Annotated in this window: 21 protein-coding genes; 1 reads left to right on the top strand and 20 read right to left on the bottom strand. The window is 63.2% G+C overall.

Features of this window, described 5'->3' with window-relative positions:
• Window positions 1-2 precede the first annotated feature (2 nt).
• The 15 genes from purU to CIT25_RS00590 all read right to left on the bottom strand — a co-directional run bounded on the left by purU (window position 3) and on the right by CIT25_RS00590 (window position 15,062).
• On the bottom strand, window positions 3-884 hold the full coding sequence (purU, locus tag CIT25_RS00520) for a formyltetrahydrofolate deformylase (protein WP_095482634.1): 882 nt from the start codon (window positions 882-884) through the stop codon (window positions 3-5).
• A complete protein-coding gene (locus tag CIT25_RS00525) occupies window positions 881-1,681 on the bottom strand; it encodes a 3-methyl-2-oxobutanoate hydroxymethyltransferase (RefSeq protein WP_095482635.1) in 801 nt (266 codons plus the stop codon). Before CIT25_RS00525 ends, purU begins: the two co-directional genes overlap by 4 nt.
• 37 nt (window positions 1,682-1,718) lie before the next feature.
• A complete protein-coding gene (locus tag CIT25_RS00530) occupies window positions 1,719-2,033 on the bottom strand; it encodes a MocE family 2Fe-2S type ferredoxin (protein WP_095482636.1) in 315 nt (104 codons plus the stop codon).
• Window positions 2,034-2,078: 45 nt separating this feature from the next.
• Entirely contained in the window at window positions 2,079-3,167 is a 1,089-nt protein-coding gene (locus CIT25_RS00535; RefSeq protein ID WP_095482637.1) for a fatty acid desaturase family protein, read from the bottom strand.
• 91 nt (window positions 3,168-3,258) lie between these two features.
• Window positions 3,259-4,440, bottom strand: a complete 1,182-nt coding sequence (locus CIT25_RS00540; RefSeq protein WP_095482638.1) for an aldose 1-epimerase family protein — start codon at window positions 4,438-4,440, stop codon at window positions 3,259-3,261.
• Window positions 4,441-4,456: 16 nt separating this feature from the next.
• Window positions 4,457-5,239, bottom strand: a complete 783-nt coding sequence (locus CIT25_RS00545; protein ID WP_164547311.1) for an ATP-binding cassette domain-containing protein — start codon at window positions 5,237-5,239, stop codon at window positions 4,457-4,459.
• Window positions 5,236-6,240, bottom strand: coding sequence for an ABC transporter permease (locus CIT25_RS00550; protein ID WP_245329717.1), 1,005 nt, complete (start codon window positions 6,238-6,240; stop codon window positions 5,236-5,238). Before CIT25_RS00550 ends, CIT25_RS00545 begins: the two co-directional genes overlap by 4 nt.
• Window positions 6,241-6,301: 61 nt before the next feature.
• Entirely contained in the window at window positions 6,302-7,243 is a 942-nt protein-coding gene (locus CIT25_RS00555) for a sugar ABC transporter substrate-binding protein (RefSeq protein ID WP_095482641.1), read from the bottom strand.
• Window positions 7,244-7,311: 68 nt separating this feature from the next.
• Window positions 7,312-8,226, bottom strand: a complete 915-nt coding sequence (locus CIT25_RS00560) for a sugar phosphate isomerase/epimerase family protein (RefSeq protein WP_095482642.1) — start codon at window positions 8,224-8,226, stop codon at window positions 7,312-7,314.
• 26 nt (window positions 8,227-8,252) lie between these two features.
• On the bottom strand, window positions 8,253-9,350 hold the full coding sequence (locus CIT25_RS00565; RefSeq protein ID WP_095482846.1) for a Gfo/Idh/MocA family protein: 1,098 nt from the start codon (window positions 9,348-9,350) through the stop codon (window positions 8,253-8,255).
• A gap of 35 nt (window positions 9,351-9,385) precedes the next feature.
• Window positions 9,386-10,462: an ABC transporter ATP-binding protein gene (locus CIT25_RS00570; RefSeq protein WP_095482643.1), complete on the bottom strand. Its 1,077-nt coding sequence runs from the start codon at window positions 10,460-10,462 to the stop codon at window positions 9,386-9,388.
• A 4-nt stretch (window positions 10,463-10,466) separates the two neighbouring features.
• Window positions 10,467-11,558 (bottom strand): ABC transporter ATP-binding protein, encoded by a 1,092-nt coding sequence (locus CIT25_RS00575; protein ID WP_095482644.1) that lies wholly within the window; start codon window positions 11,556-11,558, stop codon window positions 10,467-10,469.
• The gene (locus CIT25_RS00580; RefSeq protein WP_095482645.1) at window positions 11,555-12,514 is read right to left on the bottom strand and encodes a carbohydrate ABC transporter permease; all 960 of its coding nucleotides are present in this window, start codon (window positions 12,512-12,514) and stop codon (window positions 11,555-11,557) included. The genes CIT25_RS00575 and CIT25_RS00580 overlap by 4 nt, the downstream gene beginning before the upstream one ends.
• The gene (locus CIT25_RS00585) at window positions 12,511-13,371 is read right to left on the bottom strand and encodes a carbohydrate ABC transporter permease (protein ID WP_095482646.1); all 861 of its coding nucleotides are present in this window, start codon (window positions 13,369-13,371) and stop codon (window positions 12,511-12,513) included. The genes CIT25_RS00580 and CIT25_RS00585 overlap by 4 nt, the downstream gene beginning before the upstream one ends.
• 77 nt (window positions 13,372-13,448) lie before the next feature.
• Window positions 13,449-15,062, bottom strand: coding sequence for an extracellular solute-binding protein (locus tag CIT25_RS00590; protein ID WP_095482647.1), 1,614 nt, complete (start codon window positions 15,060-15,062; stop codon window positions 13,449-13,451).
• 370 nt (window positions 15,063-15,432) lie between these two features.
• Here CIT25_RS00590 and CIT25_RS00595 point away from each other — a divergent pair, with 370 nt between their 5' ends.
• Window positions 15,433-16,464, top strand: a complete 1,032-nt coding sequence (locus tag CIT25_RS00595; protein ID WP_095482648.1) for a LacI family DNA-binding transcriptional regulator — start codon at window positions 15,433-15,435, stop codon at window positions 16,462-16,464.
• Window positions 16,465-16,531: 67 nt separating this feature from the next.
• Here the strand turns inward: CIT25_RS00595 and CIT25_RS00600 are convergent, their stop codons facing one another.
• The 5 genes from CIT25_RS00600 to CIT25_RS00620 are packed head-to-tail and all read right to left on the bottom strand — an operon-like array spanning window position 16,532 to window position 21,325.
• Window positions 16,532-17,557, bottom strand: a complete 1,026-nt coding sequence (locus tag CIT25_RS00600; protein ID WP_095482847.1) for an aliphatic sulfonate ABC transporter substrate-binding protein — start codon at window positions 17,555-17,557, stop codon at window positions 16,532-16,534.
• A 40-nt stretch (window positions 17,558-17,597) separates the two neighbouring features.
• Window positions 17,598-18,506 (bottom strand): ABC transporter permease, encoded by a 909-nt coding sequence (locus CIT25_RS00605; protein ID WP_095482649.1) that lies wholly within the window; start codon window positions 18,504-18,506, stop codon window positions 17,598-17,600.
• A gap of 10 nt (window positions 18,507-18,516) precedes the next feature.
• Window positions 18,517-19,353 carry an ABC transporter ATP-binding protein gene (locus CIT25_RS00610; RefSeq protein WP_095482650.1) on the bottom strand — a complete coding sequence of 279 codons (837 nt, stop codon included), beginning with the start codon at window positions 19,351-19,353 and terminating at the stop codon, window positions 18,517-18,519.
• A gap of 17 nt (window positions 19,354-19,370) precedes the next feature.
• On the bottom strand, window positions 19,371-19,694 hold the full coding sequence (locus CIT25_RS00615; protein WP_095482651.1) for a 4Fe-4S dicluster domain-containing protein: 324 nt from the start codon (window positions 19,692-19,694) through the stop codon (window positions 19,371-19,373).
• Window positions 19,691-21,325, bottom strand: coding sequence for an FAD-dependent oxidoreductase (locus CIT25_RS00620; RefSeq protein ID WP_095482652.1), 1,635 nt, complete (start codon window positions 21,323-21,325; stop codon window positions 19,691-19,693). Before CIT25_RS00620 ends, CIT25_RS00615 begins: the two co-directional genes overlap by 4 nt.
• Between the last annotated feature and the right edge of the window lie 26 nt (window positions 21,326-21,351).

The raw sequence follows: 21,351 nt of genomic DNA on the forward strand, positions 1-21,351 counted from the left end.
CGTCAAAAGACGATTGTCTTGTGGCCGTTGAGCATGACGCGAGCTTCAAGATGCAGCTTGACGGCCCGCGCCAGCACGCGGCTTTCAATGTCGCGGCCGACGGCCACGAAATCCTCCGCGCTCATCGCATGGGTGACGCGCTCGGTCTCCTGTTCGATGATCGGGCCTTCGTCGAGATCGGATGTCACGTAATGCGCTGTCGCGCCGATCAGCTTGACGCCGCGGTCGAAGGCCTGGTGATAGGGCTTTGCGCCCTTGAAGCTCGGCAGGAAGGAATGGTGGATGTTGATCGCCCGCCCGTAAAGCCGATCCGAAAGGCCCTTCGAAAACACCTGCATGTAGCGCGCCAGGACGACGAGCTCGGACCCCGTCTCCTGCACGAGATCCAGCAGCTTCTGCTCCTGTTCGGCCTTGTTTTCCCTGGTCGTCGGCCAATGGTGGTAGGGGATATCCTCCATCTCGGCGAAGCGCCGGGCGTCTTCATGATTGGAGACGACGGCGGCGACCTCAGCATTCAGCCAGCCGACCCTGATCTGGTAAAGCAGGTGGAGAAGCGCATGGTCGAATTTCGAGACCATGGCGATGATCTTCGGGCGGCGCGCCTGATCGACCAGCGCGGTCTCCATCCCGAACCGGTCGACGGACGATTCCAGGGCTCGCTCCAGATCGTCCTTCGTCGAGCCTGCCGGGCTGGTGAACGCGATCCGCATGAAAAAGCGATTGCTCTGCCGGTCCCAGAACTGACTGCTTTCGGCAATGTTGGCGCCGTTCGCGGCAAGCTCAGTGGTGACCGCGGCGACGACCCCCGGCCGGTCTTCACACGATAGAGTGAGAATATGAACCGGCTTCACATTGCCAGTTGCAGCATTGCCGTCAGGTTTCACGCGCCGTCGACCCTTTTCATGAACAGACCGAGTTGGTCCGGGTCCATATGCACCACATGTTTGTCTTCGGGATAGGCCAAGCTGTTCACGTCGGCGACATATTCGGAAAAAGCGGCGATGCGTTCCGCCTGCAGGCGGTCATATTCAGCGGCGAAATTGCGGTAGACCTTGGAATGGCGGGGCATGTGGCCGCGGTTCTGGCCAAGGATGTCGTCGGCGAACAGATACTGCGCGTCGCAGCCGGTGCCCGCTCCCATCGACAGCATGATCAGCGACGTCCGTTCCGAAATCGCCTTGGCCACCTCGACCGGCACCACTTCGATCTCGGCGCCGACAGCACCTGCGGCCTCATACTGCTTGACTGCCTCGAAAATCTGCATGGCGCTGTCGGCGGTCTTGCCGACGGCCTTGAAGCCACCGGTCCAGGTCGCGCGGGATGGAATGAGTCCGACATGGCCGATCACCGGTATATTGTCATCGGCCAGCCGTTTGACGGTGGCATAACCAGCGCTGCAATAGACCGCGTCGGCGCTCGCCTTGTAGAGCCGGAACGCCCAGCGCACGAAATCGTCGGCTGTGCCGATCTCGTAGAAATTGTCGCCCGGCATGGTGAACAGGCTGGGTGCGGCATCGCGGTATTGCGGGTTGAGCACCAGCTCCGGCGGCACCGAGACGATATCGATCCCAGCCCTTTCGGCGGCCTCGGCCTCATCCATCGTCAACACGCGCAGCATGGTCAGTTGCCGCTTGCCCTTCATGGCGCGCAGATCGGCGATCGTGGGTCTTTTACGGCTCATCGAGTTTGGTCCCTTTGTTGCGTGAATGGAAGGCCGGTCAGGCGATCTGGATCATCACCTTACCGGCCTCGACCTTGACCGGGTAGGTCACAAGATTGACGCAGACGGGAGCCCCCTTGGCCTGGCCGGTCTTGTAATTGAAGCGGCCATTGTGCTTGGGGCATTCGATGATGTCGTCCATGACAAGCCCGTCGGCCAGATGGGCCTTCTCATGCGTGCAAAACCCGTCGGTGGCGAAGAATTCGTCGTCAGGGGAACGGTAGATCGCGAAGGTGCGGCCGCCATGGTCGAAGCGGATGACATCCTCTTCTTCGACATCGTCCACGGCGCACGCTTCGACCCAATCGGCCATCTCTACTTCTCCTGAATTTTCTGTAATGCGGCGGGTGTGCAGTGCCTATTCCGCCGCCGCTGACATGTTCACCTCGTGGAACTCGCCACGATAGGGCCGCGCCGTCGGCGGCAGCTCACGCTTGAGGAAATAATCCTCATATCTGAGCTGCCTGAGGAGGACCGGCCAAACCTCGCGATAGGCATGCCACATCGACGGGTTCGGCTCCGGCAAATCGTGCTTGATCAACTCATGCAGCCTGGGCAGCGCATGATAGGGCACCATCGGGAACATGTGATGCTCCACATGGTAGTTCATGTTCCAGTAGATGAAGCGGCTAATCGGATTCATGTATACGGTGCGGGTGTTGAGCCGGTGGTCGATCACGTTGTCGGCCAGGCCGATGTGCTGCAGCAGGCCGGTCAGCACCATGTGCCAGGTGCCGTAGAGGCGCGGCACGCCGATGAGCACCAGCGGCACCCACGACCGCATGGTGAGGGCGAGCGCAATCGTGGCGACATAGATGGCGACATGCCAGCGCGCGGCGATGACGGCCTTGTGCTGTTCCATCTCGGGAACGTAGCTTTTCTCGTCGGGCGTGAGCTTGCCGAACGCTTGGCGTACCAGCGCCGGAAGCGAATAGCGAAAATCAAGGATACCGGTGAAAGCGAGCGCTGCGCGCAAAAGGTCCGGCGGGCGCATCACGGCGATCTCGGCATCGCGTCCGACGATGATGGTATCGGTGTGGTGTCTGGCATGGCTCCAGCGCCAGGTCACGGGATTGCGCATCAGCATGAAGCTGGCGATCTGGTAGACCACATCATTCATCCAGCGCGTGCGGAAGGCAGTGCCATGGCCGCATTCATGCCAGCGTGAGTCGCTGGAGGAGCCGTAGAGCACGCCGTAGACGAAGAAGAACGGCACACACCACCAGGTGCCCCAGAAATAGACGCCACCGGCCGCCGAGCCCAGAATGGCGACGATCCAGATGATCGTGTCGCGGATCGCCGGGCCATCCGACCGTTGCATCAGCTCCTTGATTGCCTTGCGGGAGACGTCGGTGTGATACCATTCGGCCGAAGCCAGCCCTGTCTCGATCGCCCTGCGTGTGCTCTCGCCGACCAGGCTGTAGTCGCGCTTCACTGTGCCAGCCATTGTGACCTCCAAATCCTGATGGGCCGCGAGCCCTCCCCGCTCCGACCGGACCCAGCCTCCCAACTGGTGCTTCGCATCGTCCTCGCCATCATCACGACCTGTCTCCGAGCACCGGAAAATTGCCTGACGGCTGCGGATAATCTTGCTGCGGCTGCCTGGCGATGTCAGTGATCCGGCTTTCGGCCGCCGCAATCTCGTCGGCACCGTCAAGGACCCGGAACACCGCATTGTAGGAGCGGCTCTCGCCATGCTCCAGCCAGATCATCTCGCCGCGTTCGCGCGCGGCCAGATTGCCGAGCACATGATGCGTCGACGGTTCTATGCCCAGCGCATACTGCCCTGCCTGGAAATTCTGCCACTCGTAGGCGCAAGGCAACTGGTCCTTGCGGGTGACGACTTCAAGGCCCAGGCCAAGACGGTCGTTGACCACCGCCACCGGCACCTCGCCCTTGGCGTCGGCGGCGAGCTCGTGCTGCCAAACCTGTTCCTGGAAACCCAATTGCGGCGCCGGCACCGTGCGATAGCCGACCTTCTGCGCCTCGTAGCGCTCGCCGGCATGGCCGGCCCAGACGACGTCGCGGATCGGCGCCAGATAGCGAGAGCCCTCGTCGAGCACCGGATGGCTGACATTGATGTGGTAGAAATACATATGCGGCGTGCGGTTGAAGCCGTGATTGACGACCCGGTCCGAAAGCCGGATCTCGTTGCCGCCGACATCGGCCTCGATCCGCCGCAGCAGATGCAGGTCCTCGCCGAACACCGTCGACTGCTGGACGATAGCCTCGGCCCACAGCACGCAGCGGTCGCCGTCCCATGTCTCGCCATAACCGGTCAGCCGCGCCGGAATGGTGCTGACGCGGCCATGCAGCGAATGGCGCACCGTCTTCTTCGCCGGATAATTGTAGCTGTCGGCCGGCACTTCATCCATGAACAGAATATGATCTAGACCGCAAGTGAGCAGCAGTCCGGAAAATGACCGCGCCCAGGCGAGCCCCTCCTCGCCTTCGTACTCGTGCAGGCCGGGATGGCGAAAGCCGCTCGGCGAATGCCAGCCGATCGCCTGTCCCCTAAAGTCGCAGTCGGCGATATCGAGCGCCCGGTCGACGAGCGCGGTGAAGCGCAATCCCGAGCCGGTGCGAAATTCGAGCATGCGGATGCCTCGCTCCACGCCGTCGCCGAGCGTCATCAGCCGCACGCCGGCGAATTGCGACAGCATGCCGGAGCGTTCCGAGACCTGCCGGCGCGAAAGCGTCTTGCCGTAAAGCTCTACCATGTGACGGCCAATTCCTTCACTTCGCTCTCGTCTCTTTGAGCAGGGCCGACATGTCGGCGCCGGTGATGATGCTCTCCACCGTCAACAGGTCGGTATCGGCGACCGTCTGCTCAGCGACAATCTCGCCGCGGCGCATGACGATGATGCGGTCGGCGACCTGGAAGACATGGTGGATATTGTGGGTGATCAAAAGCACCGAATGACCGGCTGCGCGGACCTCCTTGACGAAGCGCAGCACGCCATGTGTTTCCTCGACACCGAGATTATTGGTCGGCTCGTCGAGGATGATGACCTTGGCGGCGAACTGCATGGCCCGCGAAATGGCGATCGACTGGCGCTCGCCACCCGACAGCGTGCTGACCAGCGCATCGGCGTCGAGCTTTTTCGAGATGCCGACGCGCTTCAAAAGTGCCGAGGCGGCGTCGCGCAACTTGGCGAGGTCGAGCGGCGCGAACACGCCCAACCATTTGAGATTGACCGGCTCGCGACCGAGAAACAGATTGCGCGCGATGCTGAGATCCGGCGCCAGCGACGTATCCTGGTGGATGGTCTCGATGCCGAGATCCATCGCGTCGCGCGTCGAGCGGATGGAGACCTTCTGGCTGCGCACATAGATCTCGCCGCGGTCAACAGGGAACACGCCGGAGATCGCCTTGATCAGGGTGGATTTGCCGGCGCCATTGTCGCCGAGCAGAGCCACCACCTCGCCCTCGTTGAGTGTGAAGGAGGCGCTCTTCAGGGCGCGGACGCTACCGAAGGACTTTTGCAGGTTCTGCAGCCGAAGCACTTCCATGATCAGCTCCTGGCGGCGTTCTTCTGCAGCAAAGCGTGCAGGATGAGCATGGCGAGGATGATGACGCCGACGAAGATGTTGTAGGCGAGCCCCGGCACGCCGATCAGCACGATGCCGTTGCGGATGCTGCGCAGCATCAGCGCGCCGACGATCGTGCCCAGGATCGTGCCGCGCCCGCCGGTCAGCGCCGTGCCGCCGACCACCACCATGGCGATCACTTCGAGTTCGTAGCCGGTGCCGGCCACCGGCGAGGCAGCCGAGATGCGGAAGGCGCTGATCATGCCGGCCAGACCCGCCAGCACCGAGGTCAGGATGAACAGCCAGATCTTGACCGCATCGGCCGGCACGCCGCGCGCCACCGCCGCATTCCGATTGGAGCCGACGGCGCTGATCCAGTTGCCGAGCTTGGCGTAGTGCAGCACGTAGATCGCCAGCAGCGACAGGCCGACGAACCACCACAACGAGGTGTAGAACCGGAATGAGCCGATGTTGAAGCTCCCAGCCAGCAGCGTCACGAAAAAGCCGGGCTGGTCCCAGGATTTCAGCGGGAAGCCTTGTGTGATGTAGAGCGCCGCCCCTCGCACCACAAGCAGCATCGACAGCGTCACCAGGAAGGAGGAGATACCGATCTTGGTGACGATCAATCCGTTGATGGCCCCGATCGCCACGCATAACAACAGCCCGGCAAGCAGCGCCACACCGATATCAACCTGGCCGCTCTGCACCAGAAGCATGACCACGACCGGCGCGAGCCCGAACACGGCACCGACCGAAAGGTCGAATTCGCCCCCCGTCAGAAGCAGCGTCATGCCGAGGGCGATGATGCCGAGCTCGGGCAGGAACGCCATCATGTTGGAGATGTTGAGCGGCGACAGGAAGTTGGCGTCGGCGATAGCGAACGCCGCCAACAGCACGACGAGGATGACGAGCGAGGAGAATTGCGGCGAGCGGATCAGGCTCGACCTGCGCTTGACGCCCGGCATTTCCTCTTCTGCGGCAATTGTCATAACGGTTTGAACCATATCGTGGAGCGACGTCCGCCGCCTGCGCGGCGGACGTCAATTTCCATCACTTGTTGTAGAGTTTCAGGATCGGCTCGACGCTTGTCGCGTCGTAGAGGCTAAAGGTGTGGATGTCGTAGCCGATCGGTTCGCCCGAGGCGGCGAGACCGAGCAGCGCGACCGGCATAAAGCCTTGCGCCGACGGGAACTGCCAGGCGGCCGCGTTGACGAAGCCGGCCTTGACGGCTTCAGCGGTTTCCTTGGAATTGCCCCAGCCGACGACCGGGATCTTGCCGGCCGGCACGCCAGCGCCGTCGAACACCCGCTTGATGCTGGCCGCCACGGAATCGCCGAGTGCGATGATCGCCGGCGGATTGTTGGCCACCATATAGTCGGTCATCTTGGCGATGATGCCGGCTGGATCGGTGCCGCAATCGACCACGTCATATTTGATGCCAAGCGGATCGAAGACGCTGGCGATGCCTTCGGTCTCGAGCTGCTGATAGCTGGCACCCGGCACCTCCACCGGCAGGAACACCTTGTCGCCCTGCTTCACCATCTTGTTGTCGACCAGATACTTGGCCCAGATGACGCCGGCCTCCTTGAGGTCGGCGCCGACATACGCCTGCCGCCCGGTTGCCGGATCATCGGTGTTGAAGAACACGATCGGGATGCCCGCAGCCTTCGCCGCCTTGACCTCCTCGGTCCACAGGCCGGGCTGCGCCGATGTGGTGCCGATACCGTCGGGCTTGGCGGCCAGTGCCGAGTTGAAGGCCTCCTTCTGCGCCGCCATGTCGCCGCCGCTGAAGGAGATCTTGCAGGTCACCTTGAGCTGGTCGCAGGCCTTGGTGGCGCCGGCATTCCAGTCGAGCCAGAATGCATCCGATGGGCCGCCATGCGACAGGAGATAGAACGTCTTCTGGCCGTCCTGTGCGAATGCCGGCGAGCCCAACCCTATCCCTGCCAACAAAGTCGCGGCCGTCGCCAGTTTCAATCCGAATTTCAACATTTCGCTTCCTCCATTATATTTCCTCCCGGTGGAAAGCGCCGCCGCATAGCGGCGACGCAGGACTCCTATCAGAGGCCGTTGGCGCGGAACTTGCCGTCGAGGAATTTCTTGGCGCGCGGCACGTCGTCTTCCGAGAGATGCTCGATGATGACCGGAATGTTCGGGTGCTTTTCGGCAAGCCGCTTGAGATAGAGGTCGTAGTTGAGCGAACCGAGGCCGGGCGCCGGCAGCTCGATCTCGCCGACACCACGGAAAGTGTGGCTCTCCAGCGCGTCCTCGTCGCCGATATCGGCGTGCTTCTCCGACTTGTCGCCGCCCGATCGCTTGACGTCCTTGGCGTGCGCGATCTTGATCTTGTCGGTCAGCGTGTCGAACACTTGGTTCAGGATCTGGTCCATCCTGTCGATGTTATGGGTCTCGAAATAGTTGGTCGGATCCATCAGAAGGCCGAGGCCGGGATGGTCGACCTGCGCGAACATCTTCACCGTCTCCTCGACCGAGCCGACGACATTGTTGACATAGGTTTCGAGCAGGAAGACCGCCCCGTGGTCGTAGGCCGTCTGGGCAAGGTCGGCGATGACCTTACGGCATTCCTCGAAACCTTCCTCGGTCTTGTTCTTGGGATGATGGACCCAGTCGGACTCGGTGTTGTAAGTGCCGGTTTCCGAGATCACGTAGGGCGAGCCGAAATCACGGGCACTGCGGATGATCTCCTTGAGATAGCCGACGCGCTTCTCGCGCTCCGCTCTGTCCGGATGGATGATGTTGGTGTAGCCCGACACGCAGCACACCGGCAGATTGTGGTCGCGGAAGACGTCGCGAACAGCCCGGGCCTTGTCCTTGGTGATCTGCCCGGCCGACAGGTCGACATCCCTGAAATGCAGGTCGAGCTGCACCGTGTTGAAATCGAGCGCGCGGATCTTCTGCGCGGTTTCCTTGAGGCTGTACGGGAAATAGCCCGTGAAAATACCTGCCTGCATCATGATATGAAGTCCTCCCTGTAAGTGATTCAGCTGATTGGGTTTGTCGAGATTTCGGAAAGCTTGACCGTGCGGCCCTCGTCGATCGAGCGGTAGCCGGCTTCGATCAGCGCCATGGTCTTGACGTTGTCGGCGACGGAAAGCGCCGGCGGCTCACCCGTCTTCACCGCGTGCTGGAGCTGCTCCATCACGCCGATGAAGGCATGCGGGAACCACATCGTGCCCCAGCTGGGTGTCACCCATTCGCCGCCAGTGGTTTCGGTCGAAGCATAGGTGAGCGTCGAGGCGGAACCAGTCGGCCAGCCAATCGTGCCCTTGGCGACGCCCTTGGTGCCGTCGACGCGCCAGTTGATGTGCTGGTCGTCCTTGTAGCCCTCCTGGCGCGGGCCGGACCAAACATCCTCCAGCGACACGGCGAGCACGCCGGACGGGAACCGCAGCGTCGAAACGGTGATGCCGTCCGAATGATCGAAGCGGGTGCGCGGATCCTTGCGGGTCAGCGTGGTGATCTCCAGGGGATCACCGAACAGGAAGCGCAGCACGTCGAGGTGGTGGACGCTCATATTGGCGAGCGTCAGCCGATCGTAGTCCTCGAGGAAGCTCTGCCAGTGCGGGATCGCGTGCATGTCGATCTGCGCGAAGACGATGTCGCCGAGCGCGCCGCTGTCCATGATCTGCTTCAGCACGCGCATCGACTGGTCATAGCGCATGTTCTGGTTGACCGAGAGGATCTTGCCGGCCTTGGCCGCCTCGTCGCGCAGCTCGATTGCATCCTTGAGCGACAACGCCAGCGGCTTCTGCGCCAGGATCGCCTTGATGTGCTTCTGCTTCAGCGCATGCCGGATTAGCGCCGGCTGCTGGTCCGGCGGAAAGGCAAGGTCGATGATCTCGACATTTTCGTCCTCGATCAGTTGTTCAGGCATGCCGTGGACGGTCGGGATCTCCCAGCGCCTTGCGACCTTCTCGGCGCTGGCTTTGGTCCGCGAGGCGATCGCCACCACCGGAAAGCCGGCATCGTGATAGGCAGCAAGATGGCATTCGGCCATGATCATGCCGGCGCCGACGCAGCCGATTCTATACTCTTTCGTGCGGACCTTCACGTCCGGCTCGAACCCGTTGTTTGCCATCTGATCCTCCCGAAGCTCGTTTCTTGCAGCCGCCGTCATCGTGCCAGCGCTCCGCCGCTTTGCCCGAAATAATGCACTCTGGCCGGCTCACAGGATATCGCCACCATGGCGTCCGGCCTTATGTCCGGCTGGCCACGCAGCAGCGCCCTCAGGCGCGCCTGCCCGGCAGCGAGCGTCACCACGGTGTAGCCGCCAAGCGGCTCGACCTCGAACACCCGCGCCGGGCGGCCCGCGCGCCCATCCGATATTTCCCCATCCAGCCATGGCCGGACCTTGATATCTTCCGGCCTGAGCCCGATCTCGACGGCATCGGCCGGAGCAGCCTTGTCCGCGATACGGATCGCGCCTTCCGCCGCCTCGACGCCGCCCTCGCCGCGCACCGATTTCAAGATATTCATCATCGGCGAGCCGAGCAGCCGCGCCACATAGGTGCTGGCCGGGCGATCATAGATCTCGGCCGGCGCGCCGATCTGCCTGATCTTGCCATCCTCCAGGATGGCAATGCGGTCGGCGACCGACATCGCCTCTTCCTGGTCGTGGGTGACATAGATCAGCGTCTTGCCGAGCTCGCGCTGGATGCGCTTCAGCTCGACGCGCGTCTCCTCGCGCAGCCTGGCATCGAGCGCCGAGATTGGATCGTCCATCAGATAGGCATTGGGATCGCGCACCAGCGCGCGGGCGATCGCCACGCGCTGCCGCTCGCCGCCCGACAGCTGCGCCGGCGGCTTGTGCAGGATGTGGCCGATATGCAGCTTGGCCGCGACATCGGCGACACGCCTTTCTATATCGGCCTCGTCGACCCGGCGTTCGACCAGGGGAAAACGGACATTGTCGCGCGCGCTCATATGCGGAAACAGCGCCAGGTTCTGGAACACCATGGCGATGTTGCGCTCGGCCGGCGACACGGTGCTGACTGGCCTGCCGCCGATCAGGATTTCACCCGCGTCAGGCGTTTCAAGCCCGAGCACCAAGCGCAGCACCGTCGACTTGCCCGACAGCGGCGGGCCGAAGAAGCAGAAGAACTCATTGTCGTCGACAGTGAACGAGGCGTCGTCGACGGCGAGCGTGTTGCCGTAGCGTTTCGTCACATTGCGGAAGACGATATCGGCCATGGTCTCAGCCCGCTATCATCGCAAGGCCGGTCGCGGCGTCGAAGACGCGCACCGACTGCACGGCCGGCGCGACGACTGCCGTTTGTCCGATGGCCAGCCCAACATCGTTGTCGAACACCGCCTTCACCGCGCTCTCGCCCTGGCCGAGATGGACGATGGTGCGCGCGCCGATGCGCTCGACGAAGGTTACCGGCAAGGAGAGACCTTGGCCGCCTTCAACCAGCGTCGCCTGTTCCGGTCGGAAGCCGTAAAGCACATCGCCCCGCGCGCCCCGCACGGCGGCTGCGATTTCTGCCGGCAGCGGCGGCGTCGCGCCGAGCGGCCCGAGATCGATGACCAGGCCACGGTCGCTTTCCGCCGGCCTGCCCCTGAGCAGGTTCATGCCCGGCGCACCGATGAAGCGGGCGACGAAGACATTGGCCGGATTGTTGTAGACCTCGAGCGGCGTGCCGACCTGCTGCAGCACGCCATGGTCCATCACCGCGATACGGTCGGCCATGGACATGGCTTCGAGCTGATCGTGCGTGACATAGACCATGGTTTGCTTGAACTGGCGCTGCAACTGCTTCAGCTCGGTGCGCATGACCGCCCGGAAGGCTGCGTCGACGTTGGACAGCGGCTCGTCGAGCAGGAAGATCGCCGGCTCCATGATCGCCGAACGGCCGATCGCCACACGCTGCAAGATATTGACCGACAGCCGGTCGGCCTTGCGGTCGAGCAGCGGCGTCAGTTGCAGCATCTCGGCAATGGCGCCGACGCGGCGATCGATCTCGGCCTTTGGCGCGCCGCGCATTTTTGGGCCGTAGGCGAGGTTCTGCCGCACCGTCATATGGGTGAAGATCGCATAGTTCTGGAAGACGAAGCCGACGCCCCGCCGCCCCATCGGCACGCCGGCCATGTCGCGCTCGCCAAACAGGATCTTGCCACCCGTCGGCTCTTCCATGCCGGCGATCATGTTCATCGTTGTCGACTTGCCGCAGCCGGACGGCCCGAGCAGCGCCATGAACTCGCCATCAGCGATGGCCAAATCCATCGTCTTCAGCGCGGTGAAGTCGCCGAATTTCTTGACCAGGTTCTGCAGATGGATGGCGCTCATGCCGTCACCTCGCGTGCCCGGGCCATGCGCTTCATGGTAAAGACCGCGGCGATGGACAGCACGATCAGGATCGCCAGCGCGATCGCCGCGACATAGCCCCAGATCAGGTCCTGCGTGGTGAGCTTGTAGATGTAGACGGAGATCGTCTCGGTGGCGACACCGGGGCCGCCGCCGGTCATGATGTAGAGCGTGTCGAATATCTTGAAGTTCTCGATCATCCTGATCGCCAGCGCGATGATTATGATAGTCTTCATCTTCGGCAGCACGATGGTGACGAAGCGCTGCCAGGGATTGGCGCCGAGCAGCGTCGCCGCCTTGATCTGGTCCTCGGGCACGCCGACGAGGCCGGCAAGCAGGATGAGGAACATCAGCGGCGTCCACTGCCAGATATCGGCGACCATTACGGCGATGAGCGCCAGCGTCGGGTCCGAAAGCCAGGCGATGGTGACGGGGAAGCCTGATATCGATGACAGGATGTCGTTGACCGGTCCACCGGACTGGAACAGCATGAAGAACATGTAGCCGGCCACAGCCGGCACCACCATCATCGGCATCAGAAGGATCGAGTAGAAGATCCGCTTGCCGGGAAACTCGTCGGCAAACAGCGTGGCGAGCGCGAGACCCAGCAGGAATTCCGCCGGCACGCAGACGATCATGACGATGGCCGTGCGCTTCAGCGCGCTCCAGAAGCGCGCGTCGACAGCAAGGTCGGTGTAATTGGCGAAATTGTTCCATAGCGACCAGGCGCTCCACCAGCCGAGGCCCGAAAGCGGCGACCAGTCGGTCAGGCTGATGTAGAGCTGCATCAACAGCGGGAAGACCGCGATGAACAGCACCAGGATCTGCGCCGGCAATGTCAGCCGGAAGCCGAGCTTTGCGCCCTCGTCCCGCAAGGCTGGCTTTGCCTGGACGGTCTTCATCACGTCCTCCGAAATCGTCGCAGTCACCGCGCTCATTGCTTGAGCGCCCCGAACGTCAGCCCGCGCACCAGATGACGCTGGATGGCGATGCCCATGATGACCGGCGGCACCGCGGCGATCAGACCGAGCGCGGCCTTGGCGCCATAGAGCTGTCCGGTCATCGAGGAGGAGAGCGACGCCATGTAGACGGGAACCGTCACCCATTCGCGCGTCGTCAGAAGCAGCGCGATCAGATAGTCCGACCAGTTAAGGATGAAGACAAACAGCGCGGCGCTGGCCAGCGGCGCGCGCATCATCGGTAGTGTGATGCGGGTGAAGACTCGCAACCGCGAACAGCCCTCGACCAGTGCTGCCTCCTCGATCTCGCGCGGCATGTCGTCGAAGAAGGTCTTCATCAGCCAGAAGGCAAAAGGCAGCGTGACGATGCCGTAGATCAGCGACAGCCCCCACCAGCTGTCGGTGAAGTTGAGGAAGGCCCACATGATCATCACCGGGGTCATGACCGCCATGGGCGGAAACAGGCGAAGCTGGATCAGTGCCAGCGGCAGGTTCTGGCCCGAGCCGAAGCGCGATAGCCCGTAGGCCGCTGCAGTGCCCGCTGACATGGCGATCGCCGTCCCGAATACCGCCGACAGCAGCGACGACAGGATCGGCTTCAGGGCGGTGCGGTCGAGCGCGACGATCAAATTGTTGGTCGATTCACCGAAGACGAAGCGGAAATTGCTGAGTGTCGGGTTCTTCGGCCACCAGGTCAGGTCAGCGCCGGTCGCCGACCATTCGGCGATCGGCTTGAAGGCCATCGACACCATCCACAGGATCGGAACCAGCGTCACCGCCATTGCCGCTGATATTGCGGCATAGCGGAATATCTCGAAGGGAATTGAACGCTTCATCTTGCAGCTTTGCTGGTACCATCGTTTGCGGAGGGGAAGAGCAACTCTTCCCCTCCCTTGGCGCGATCCTGGGAGGATCAGCTGATCGGATCGAGAACGGTGGGCCATGCCTCCTTGTTGGTCTTGATGGCTTCGAGAAGCTTCTCCTCGCCGGTCCGGCGCGCGATCTTCTTCCACTCGGCCTCGGTGTCGGCCATCGCCTGCTCGGCGGTCTTTGCCTTGGTCAACGCGGCGACGAGGTTCTCGTCCAGCGCATTGTGGAAGGCGGTGGCACCGGGGTAGTTGATGGTCGGCACGGTGCGGGCGACCGTCTCGCGCACCACATCCATGTGGTAGGCGTGGTAGGTCTGGCGGACCAGCGGGTCGGAGAAATCCGACAGGCGGAACGGATCGAAATAGCCACCCGGATTGGCGGTCATCCAGGCGTAGATGCGGCTCGATCCGAGCCATTGCAGGAACAGGTAGCAGGCCTCCGGATTCTTGGCCTGCGAGGAGACCGAAGCCGACAGATTGAGCCAAAGCACCGAACGGCTGATCAGCTTGCCGTCGATCTCGCGGCCCGGCGGCAGCATCGAGCCGATCTTGCCGGTTACAGCTGAATCCTTGTTGCCGGCATTGTCGAGGAATTTCGGCAGGTTGGAGAAGGCGCAGGTCATGGCGGCACCGCCCTTGGCAAAATTGCCGTACTGTTCCGGCCAGCCCCACGAGATCGCATCCGGGGAATGGTGGACCAGCGATGCAATGTACTCGTTGGTCGCCGCGATACCTTGCTCGGAATTGATCAGCGCCTTGCCGGTGTCGTCGAACAGGAACTGATTTGGCGAAGCCATTGAGACATAACGCTGGTACCAGTTGGTGTAGCCCCAACCCTGGTTGCGCAGATCGGTCGAGCCGAACAGGCCCTTGTCCGGGCGCTGGAAGAAGGCCGCGATCTCGTCATGCTGCTTCCAGGTCTTCGGCGGCGCCAACTCGTAGCCATGCTTGTCGGAGAAGGCTTTCTTCTCGGCCGCGTCGCCGAACAGATCGGTGCGGTAGACCCAGGTCTGGAAATCGCCATCCAGCGAAACGCCATAGGTCGAGCCGCGATACTGGTTGAGCAGCGACACGCCCTTGGCGCCGTTGACATAGCCGCGCTCGGGGTCGTCCCATTCCGGCTTATGCTGGGCGACGAAGTCGTCGAGCTTCAGGATGCCGCCGGTTTCGGCTAGGTCACCGAGGCGGTTCCATTCGACCGCGTAGATATCATAGGCCCCACCCTTGGTGGAGATGTCCTGCATCGTCTTGGTGAATTCCTGGCCATTCGGCACGCCGACGATCTCGAGCGGAATGCCGGTTTCCTTTTCCCACAGATCCTTGATCGAAGGCGCGCCGGCGGGAAACGGCTGCGTCAGCTGGCCGATCGAGCCGTCGGACAGGCCGAGCACAATCTTGGCCGGCGCCTTGCCGGCACCCTTCATCGCCTTGGCCGCCTCGATGGCGCGGCCTTCCGGCGTATCTGGGCCATACTGATAGCGCTCCGAGCCGTCGAAGCCCGTGGGGCCGCCGATCATGCCCGGCGCGAGTGCGTCGGCGGCGTAGGCGCGGCTGGGACGGATGAATTTTGGCGCGATACCTGCTGCGGCAACAAGCACTGCCGCCTTTCCACCGGACGCCAGCAAACGGCGCCGCGACATGCGGATTAAATTCGACATTGGAAATCCTCCCTCGGGCCTTGTTCCTCCATGGCCCTCGTGATGGATATTGACGGCACTGGGATAAGGCTGTCAACATCATAAATAATCAAAACACGTCATAACATCGCAATCGAGGAGGAAAAATGCATTCTGCTGAGATCACCATACAGCATCCGATGCTTGCATTTGAGGGAATCATGCACCACGCCAGCAAGTTGTGGTCCGCCCAGGCGATTTGGTGTAGCGCGCCGGCTTGCGCATCGGCTAAGGCCGGATACATCATTTCCCATCAGAATCGCGGATGGCAATGAAATCATCGTCCGGCATCCGTCCGTTAAAATCCGTGATTTTGATGCGCCCGTAGCGCCCTAGCATGAGGTGATCGACTGTGCGGTCCACGCTGACAGACATAGCCCGGGAAGCCGGTGTTTCAGCCGCCACGGTCGACCGTGTGCTCAACAACCGCGCCGGCGTCAGGGCGCGCACCCGCGAAGTCGTGCTCGAAACGGCGCAGCGGTTAGGCTACATCGCCGAAAATTCGAACAGCCCGAACTCACGTACGGCGCTGCCCGGCGATGTCATGCGGCTCGACTTCGCGCTGCCCGCCGGCACCAATTCCTTCATCAAGATGCTGCACCGGCATATCGAAGCGCAGGCGCAGGCGCGGCCCGATCTCGACGTGCGCGTCGCCACGATTGAAGGCTTCAATCCCGACCGGCTCGCCCGCCTGCTGCAGGACTTGCATGGCCAGACGCAAGGCGTCGGCGTCATTGCGCTCGACCATCCGACCGTCCGCGAAGCGATCCGCTCGCTGTCGGCCAGCGGCGTCAAGGTCGTCACCATCGCGTCCGACATCCTGCACGTGCCGAGGGTTGCCTATATCGGCATCGACAATCGTGCCGCCGGCCGCCTCGCCGGCTATCTGCTCAACCGCTTCATGGGCACTGATCGTCCGGGCAAGGTCGCGTTGTTCGCCGGCTCGCTCTCCTATCGCGGCCACGAGGAGCGCGAGATGGGCTTCCGCCACATCCTGACGGAGGAATCGCCCAATTTGCAGATCGTCGAGATGCGCGAAATGCTCGACGACCGGGAAAAGGCCTATTCAGAGGCCTCCGCGCTGCTGGACCGGCATCCGGATCTGGCCGCGATCTACAATGTCGGCGCCGGCAACACCGGCATCGCCAGGGCGCTGAAGGAGCGCGGGCGCGCGCTATCGACCGTGTTTCTCGGCCACGAGGTGACGGAAGGCACCAAAGAGCTTCTACTCGACGGAACGCTCGACGCGGTCATCGACCAGAACCCGCGCGTCGAGGCCCGCGAAGCACTGAACACTTTGAGCCACGCGGTCAGGGGCTTGCCTTACGAACTGCACCAGCCGCGCTTGCAGGTGATCTTCAGGGAAAGCATCCCGGAGATCTGAACGGAACCTCAGGGATGAGAGAGAGGCCGCGCGGGCTGGCGCAGCCCCGCAGCATTTTCAACTAAGTCTACTGGACGGCGGCGACTTCCGTATAAGCACCATCGACAAAGCTCTTGTCGACCCATTTGCTATAATCGATCGAGCCTTTCAAAAGCCCGGCGCCGGCCATGAACTTCTCCTCGCCCTTGAGCGCCGCGATCGCATCGTCGGTGAGCTTCGGATCCTGGTAGAACAGGCCCTGGCTGTAGGTCTTGCGGACGGATTTTTCCGACGATTTGGTCGCCTCGACGAAGGTCTTGATCGTCTCGTCGGGATGCGCGTCGGCCCAGCGCGAAATCTCGATATCGACCTTCAGCAGCCGCTTGACGAGATCGGGGTATTTCGCCGCGAAGGCGCCGTTGACGGAGATGACGTTCGGCACGTTCCATTCCGGACGCGTGCTGGTGTCGTAGAGCACGCGGGCCTCGCCGGTGTCGACCAGCTTGGCCGCCGTCGAGTCAGTCTCGACAATGGCATCGATGTCATCGCGCAGCAGTGCGGGCCCTGACGCCTCGAAGGGTAGGTTCAGCCCTTCGATGTCGCTGGTCGTCAGGCCGACGCTGTTCAGCGCCTTGCTGAAATTCGAATGCCGTACCGTGCCGGTGAGATAAGCGACCTTCTTGCCCTTCAGATCCTGCAGCGTCTTTAGCGGCGAGTCGGTCTTGACGATGATGGAGGAGCCGCCTGCCTTCACATAGCTCGACACGCCGATGAGCTTGACGTCGGCGCCGGACGCGGCGACGCGCAGCGCTGGATTGTTCCCGGTATAGGTGACCTCGATCGCTCCGGTCGCCAATGCGGTGGTCGCCTCCGAGCCGCCGTTGAAGGTAACCAGTTCGACCTTGATGCCGTCCTTGGCGAATTCCTTTTCCCACCAGCCATGCTGCTGGGCGAGGATGAATTTGAGATGCCCCGGTGCGGTGCTGCCGATGCGGATGACTTCAGGCTTGTCCTGCGCGAAGGCGGGAGCGACAACGACAGAGCCGCCGACGGCCGCGGCTATGGCGCCCTGCAAGAGCAATCGGCGTAATGCACTGAAAGATATCCTGGGCATCTGAAATTCCTTCCTGATTGGCATGAACTGCTTGGTTGGTTCAAATCATTGAGGCTTCCGACTGGCCTTTCCAGGCGGTTGCCCAGCGTTCGAACCAGACGAGCAGGTAGTTGACGACGAGGCCGATGACGGTGAGCGTCAGGATGCCGGCATACATGTCGGCCGTTTCCATCATCAGTTGCGAGTTCTGGATGAGAAAGCCGAGACCGGATTTGGCGGCCAGCATCTCGGCGCCGATCACCGCGAACAGCGAGGATTTCACGCCGAGCCGCGCGCCGGCGACGATCGAGGGAATGCTGGCCGGCAGGATGATTTTCCTGAACATGTCGAAGTCGGACGTGCCCATCGAGCGCGCCGCCTTGATCAGCAGCGGATCGACCGACTTGACGCCGCTGATCGTGTTGACGAGGAGGAAGAACACCGATGAGTAGAAGGTGATCGCCACCTTCGATTCCTCGCCGATACCGAGCAGAAGGATGAACACCGGCAGCAGCGCGAACTGCGAAGTGTTGCGCAGCGTCTGCACCAGCAGATCGGAGACCTTCTCGAACAGCGAATAGCGCCCCATCAGCAGGCCGAGCGGGATGGCAACGACCACGCCCAGCGCGAAACCAATGGCCGCGCGTTGCAGGCTGATACCGATATGCTCGACCAGCACGCCCGAGGCGAGCAGATCCCACCACGCGACCAGCACCTCACTCAGCGGCGGGAAGAAGATGCGGTTCAGCCAGCCGAGCCGTGGCGCGATCTCCCAGGTGAGAAAGAACAGGCCAAGCAGCGGCAGGCCGTAGATGAACGTGCCGAAGCCGGCTCCTCTCCTGCGCCTGACGGCCGGGGTAGCGCTGCGGGCCTTGATTGCCGGGACCCTGGCGGCGGCCACCGCTTCACCGGCTCCGGCAAACGGATGAAAGCCGCCGGCAGGGCCGAACTTTTCGGTCAGATAGGCCATGCCAAACTCCTCAGTGGCTGAACGCCGGCGACAGCGTCCAGTCCTTTTGCGCCTTGTTGACTTCGTCGCGCAGCACTTCCCAGACGCGGGCGCGGTGATTGTTGAAGGCCGCACTTGCGCGGATATCGCCGTCGCGCGGCCGCGGCAGGTCGATGTCGATGATCTCCTTCACCGTGCCCGGGCGTGCTGTCATGACGACGACCCGATCGGCCAGGAAAATCGCCTCGTCGATCGAATGGGTGACGAAGATCACGGTGGTCTTGATCTTGCCCCAGATCCTGAGCAGCTCGCCTTGCAATATCTCGCGCGTCTGCTGATCGAGGGCGGCGAACGGCTCGTCCATCAACAGCACTTCCGGATTGCTGGCGAGTGCCCGGGCGATCGCCACGCGCTGCTGCATGCCGCCGGAAAGCTGGTTGGGGAAGCGGTCCTCGAAACCGGCAAGGCCGAACAGCGACAGAAGATGGCGGGCCGTGGCGGTGCGCTCCGATTTGGGCACGCCGCGCACTTCCAGCGCATATTCGATATTGGACAGCGCCGTGCGCCACGGAAACAGCGCATATTGCTGGAACACATAGCCGGTCTTCGGGTCCGGCCTGGTGATCCGCCTGCCATCGAGCTGGACACCGCCACTGGTCGCCGACGTAAGCCCGCCGATGATATCGAGCAGCACCGATTTGCCCGAGCCGCTCGGCCCGACCAGCGTGATGAACTCGCCCTTGCGTATGGCGAGATCGATGCCGTCGAGCACGGTGACGCGGTCGGTCGTCTCGCCATCGACGGTGATGGATTGTCCCGGCTTGAGCCGAAAAGTCTTCTTGATGTCACTGACGACGATGCGGTCCATGTCTGTCTCCGATCGTTTCACTGCGCCACGCGGATGCGGTGCGTCGGGTCGAATTGCGAGCCGCCAGCCTTGCCCCGCCTCCAGCCGAGCGCGCGGGCATAGCCGCCGAACAAATGACGTGCCTCGACCTCCGCCTCGCTGATGCCGGTCGGACCTTCGGCGACCTCGGCCACGTAGAGCGCATCGGTCGGGCAGTAGATCTCGCAGAGAAAGCAGGTCTGGCAGTCTTCCTGCCGCGCGACCACCGGCACGCCGCCCGTCGCGTCGAAGACATTGGCCGGGCAGACCTTGACGCAGATGTCGCATTCGACGCACCGCGTGGCCGAGACGATCTCGATCATGACGCCAGCTCCGCCAACCGTTCGGGCGCCCCAGCGATACGGAAATCATCAACGCCGGTGATCACCAGCCGGTGCGCGAAGGCGGGGTTCTTGCCCGGCAGATCGGTGCGGCGATGCATGCCGCGGCTCTCGTTGCGATAACGTGCGGCAGCGATCGACCAGCGCCCGGCGGCAGCAATCGACGCGGCTTCGCGCGTGCGGATCCGCTCCAGTCCCTCGCCTTGCAGGTGATCGCGCACGTCGCGCCACAGCGTCTCAAGCCGCTCGCCGCTCTTTTCCAGGCCGGTGTCGCTGCGGAAGAAATTCTTGTCGAGCGGTGTGACCTCATTGCGCACGGCTTCTATCACCTCGCCTGCGGAAACATCGGCACGCGGCGAAGCCGCCGGCCGCAGACCGGCCTGGCCGAGCGGCTGCACCTCGCTGCGGAACGCCTTGCCGCCGCGGCGCCTGGCGTGGGTCGAGGCACCCTTGCCCGCCCACCAGCCGCTGGCCAGCGCCCAAGACGAGTTGACGGCACCGCCGCCCGACACCGCACCGGTCATGATCTCGCGGCTGGCCGCATCGCCGGCAGCGTACAGGCCGGGCACGCCGGTGGCGCAGTCGTCGGAGACGATGTCGATGCCGCCGGTGCCGCGCACCGTGCCTTCGGCGCGCAGCGTGATGCGGAACAGATCGTTGAAGGGGTCGATGCCGGCGCGGTCATAGGGCACGAAGCAATTCGGCTGTCCCTGGCGCAGCCAACCCTGCAGCGCGGGTTCGGCCTGATCGAGCCGTGCATAGACCGGCCCCTCGATCAGCGCACGCGCCACTTCCTCCTCACGGTCGCCGATGCCGTTGCGGAGCGGCTCGCCGGTCGGGCCGAGGATGGGCGAACCGTCCTCGCGGTGGAACGAGGCCCAGCGGAACGGCAGGCCCTTGTTCAGCGACGAGCCATGCGGCGCCAGCGTGTATTTGCCGGTGAACTCCATGCCCGACAGGCTGGCGCCGGCTTCCGCAGCCATCAGATAGCCGTCACCGGTCAGCCCGGTCGAGCCGAGGATGCGTTCGCGGAAGGCGCAGCCGCCGGTTGCCAGCACGACCGCCCTGGCATCGACGCGCCAGTCGCGCTCGACCTGGCGGCCGACCCCAGCCGCACCGACGATCGCATCGCCGTCGGACAGGAGTTCGAGCGCCGGATGATGATCGAGCACGGTGACGCCGGCCAGAAGCACCCGGCGGCGCATGAAGCGCATATAGTCCGGCCCGCGCAGATTGGCGATGTAGAGCCGCCCGTCATCCTCGCTCGGAAACGGATAGCCCCACTCAGAAAGTTGCAGCAGGTTGCGGTAGGCGGTGTCGACGCAGCGCAGCATCCAGCGCTGGTCGGCGAGTTCGCCGGTGCGCTGCCAGCGCCGCTCGACCACCGCATGCCTGTTGTCGCCCGGCGGCACGCACCAGGTGCCGGTGTTCGACGGCGCCGTGGCGCCGCTGGTGCCGAGATAACCCTTGTCGGCCAACACCACGGTCGCACCGTTCTCAGCCGCGGCGACCGCCGCCCAGGCGGCCGACGGACCACCGCCCAGCACCAGCACATCGGCTGCGAGGTGCAGCCTTTCGGGAGCGGATCGGACGGCTCTGGCAGTCTTCGGCATGATCACTCACGGAAAGGGGAATTGGT

The organism is Mesorhizobium mediterraneum, from assembly GCF_002284565.1.
Lineage (GTDB): Bacteria > Pseudomonadota > Alphaproteobacteria > Rhizobiales > Rhizobiaceae > Mesorhizobium > Mesorhizobium mediterraneum.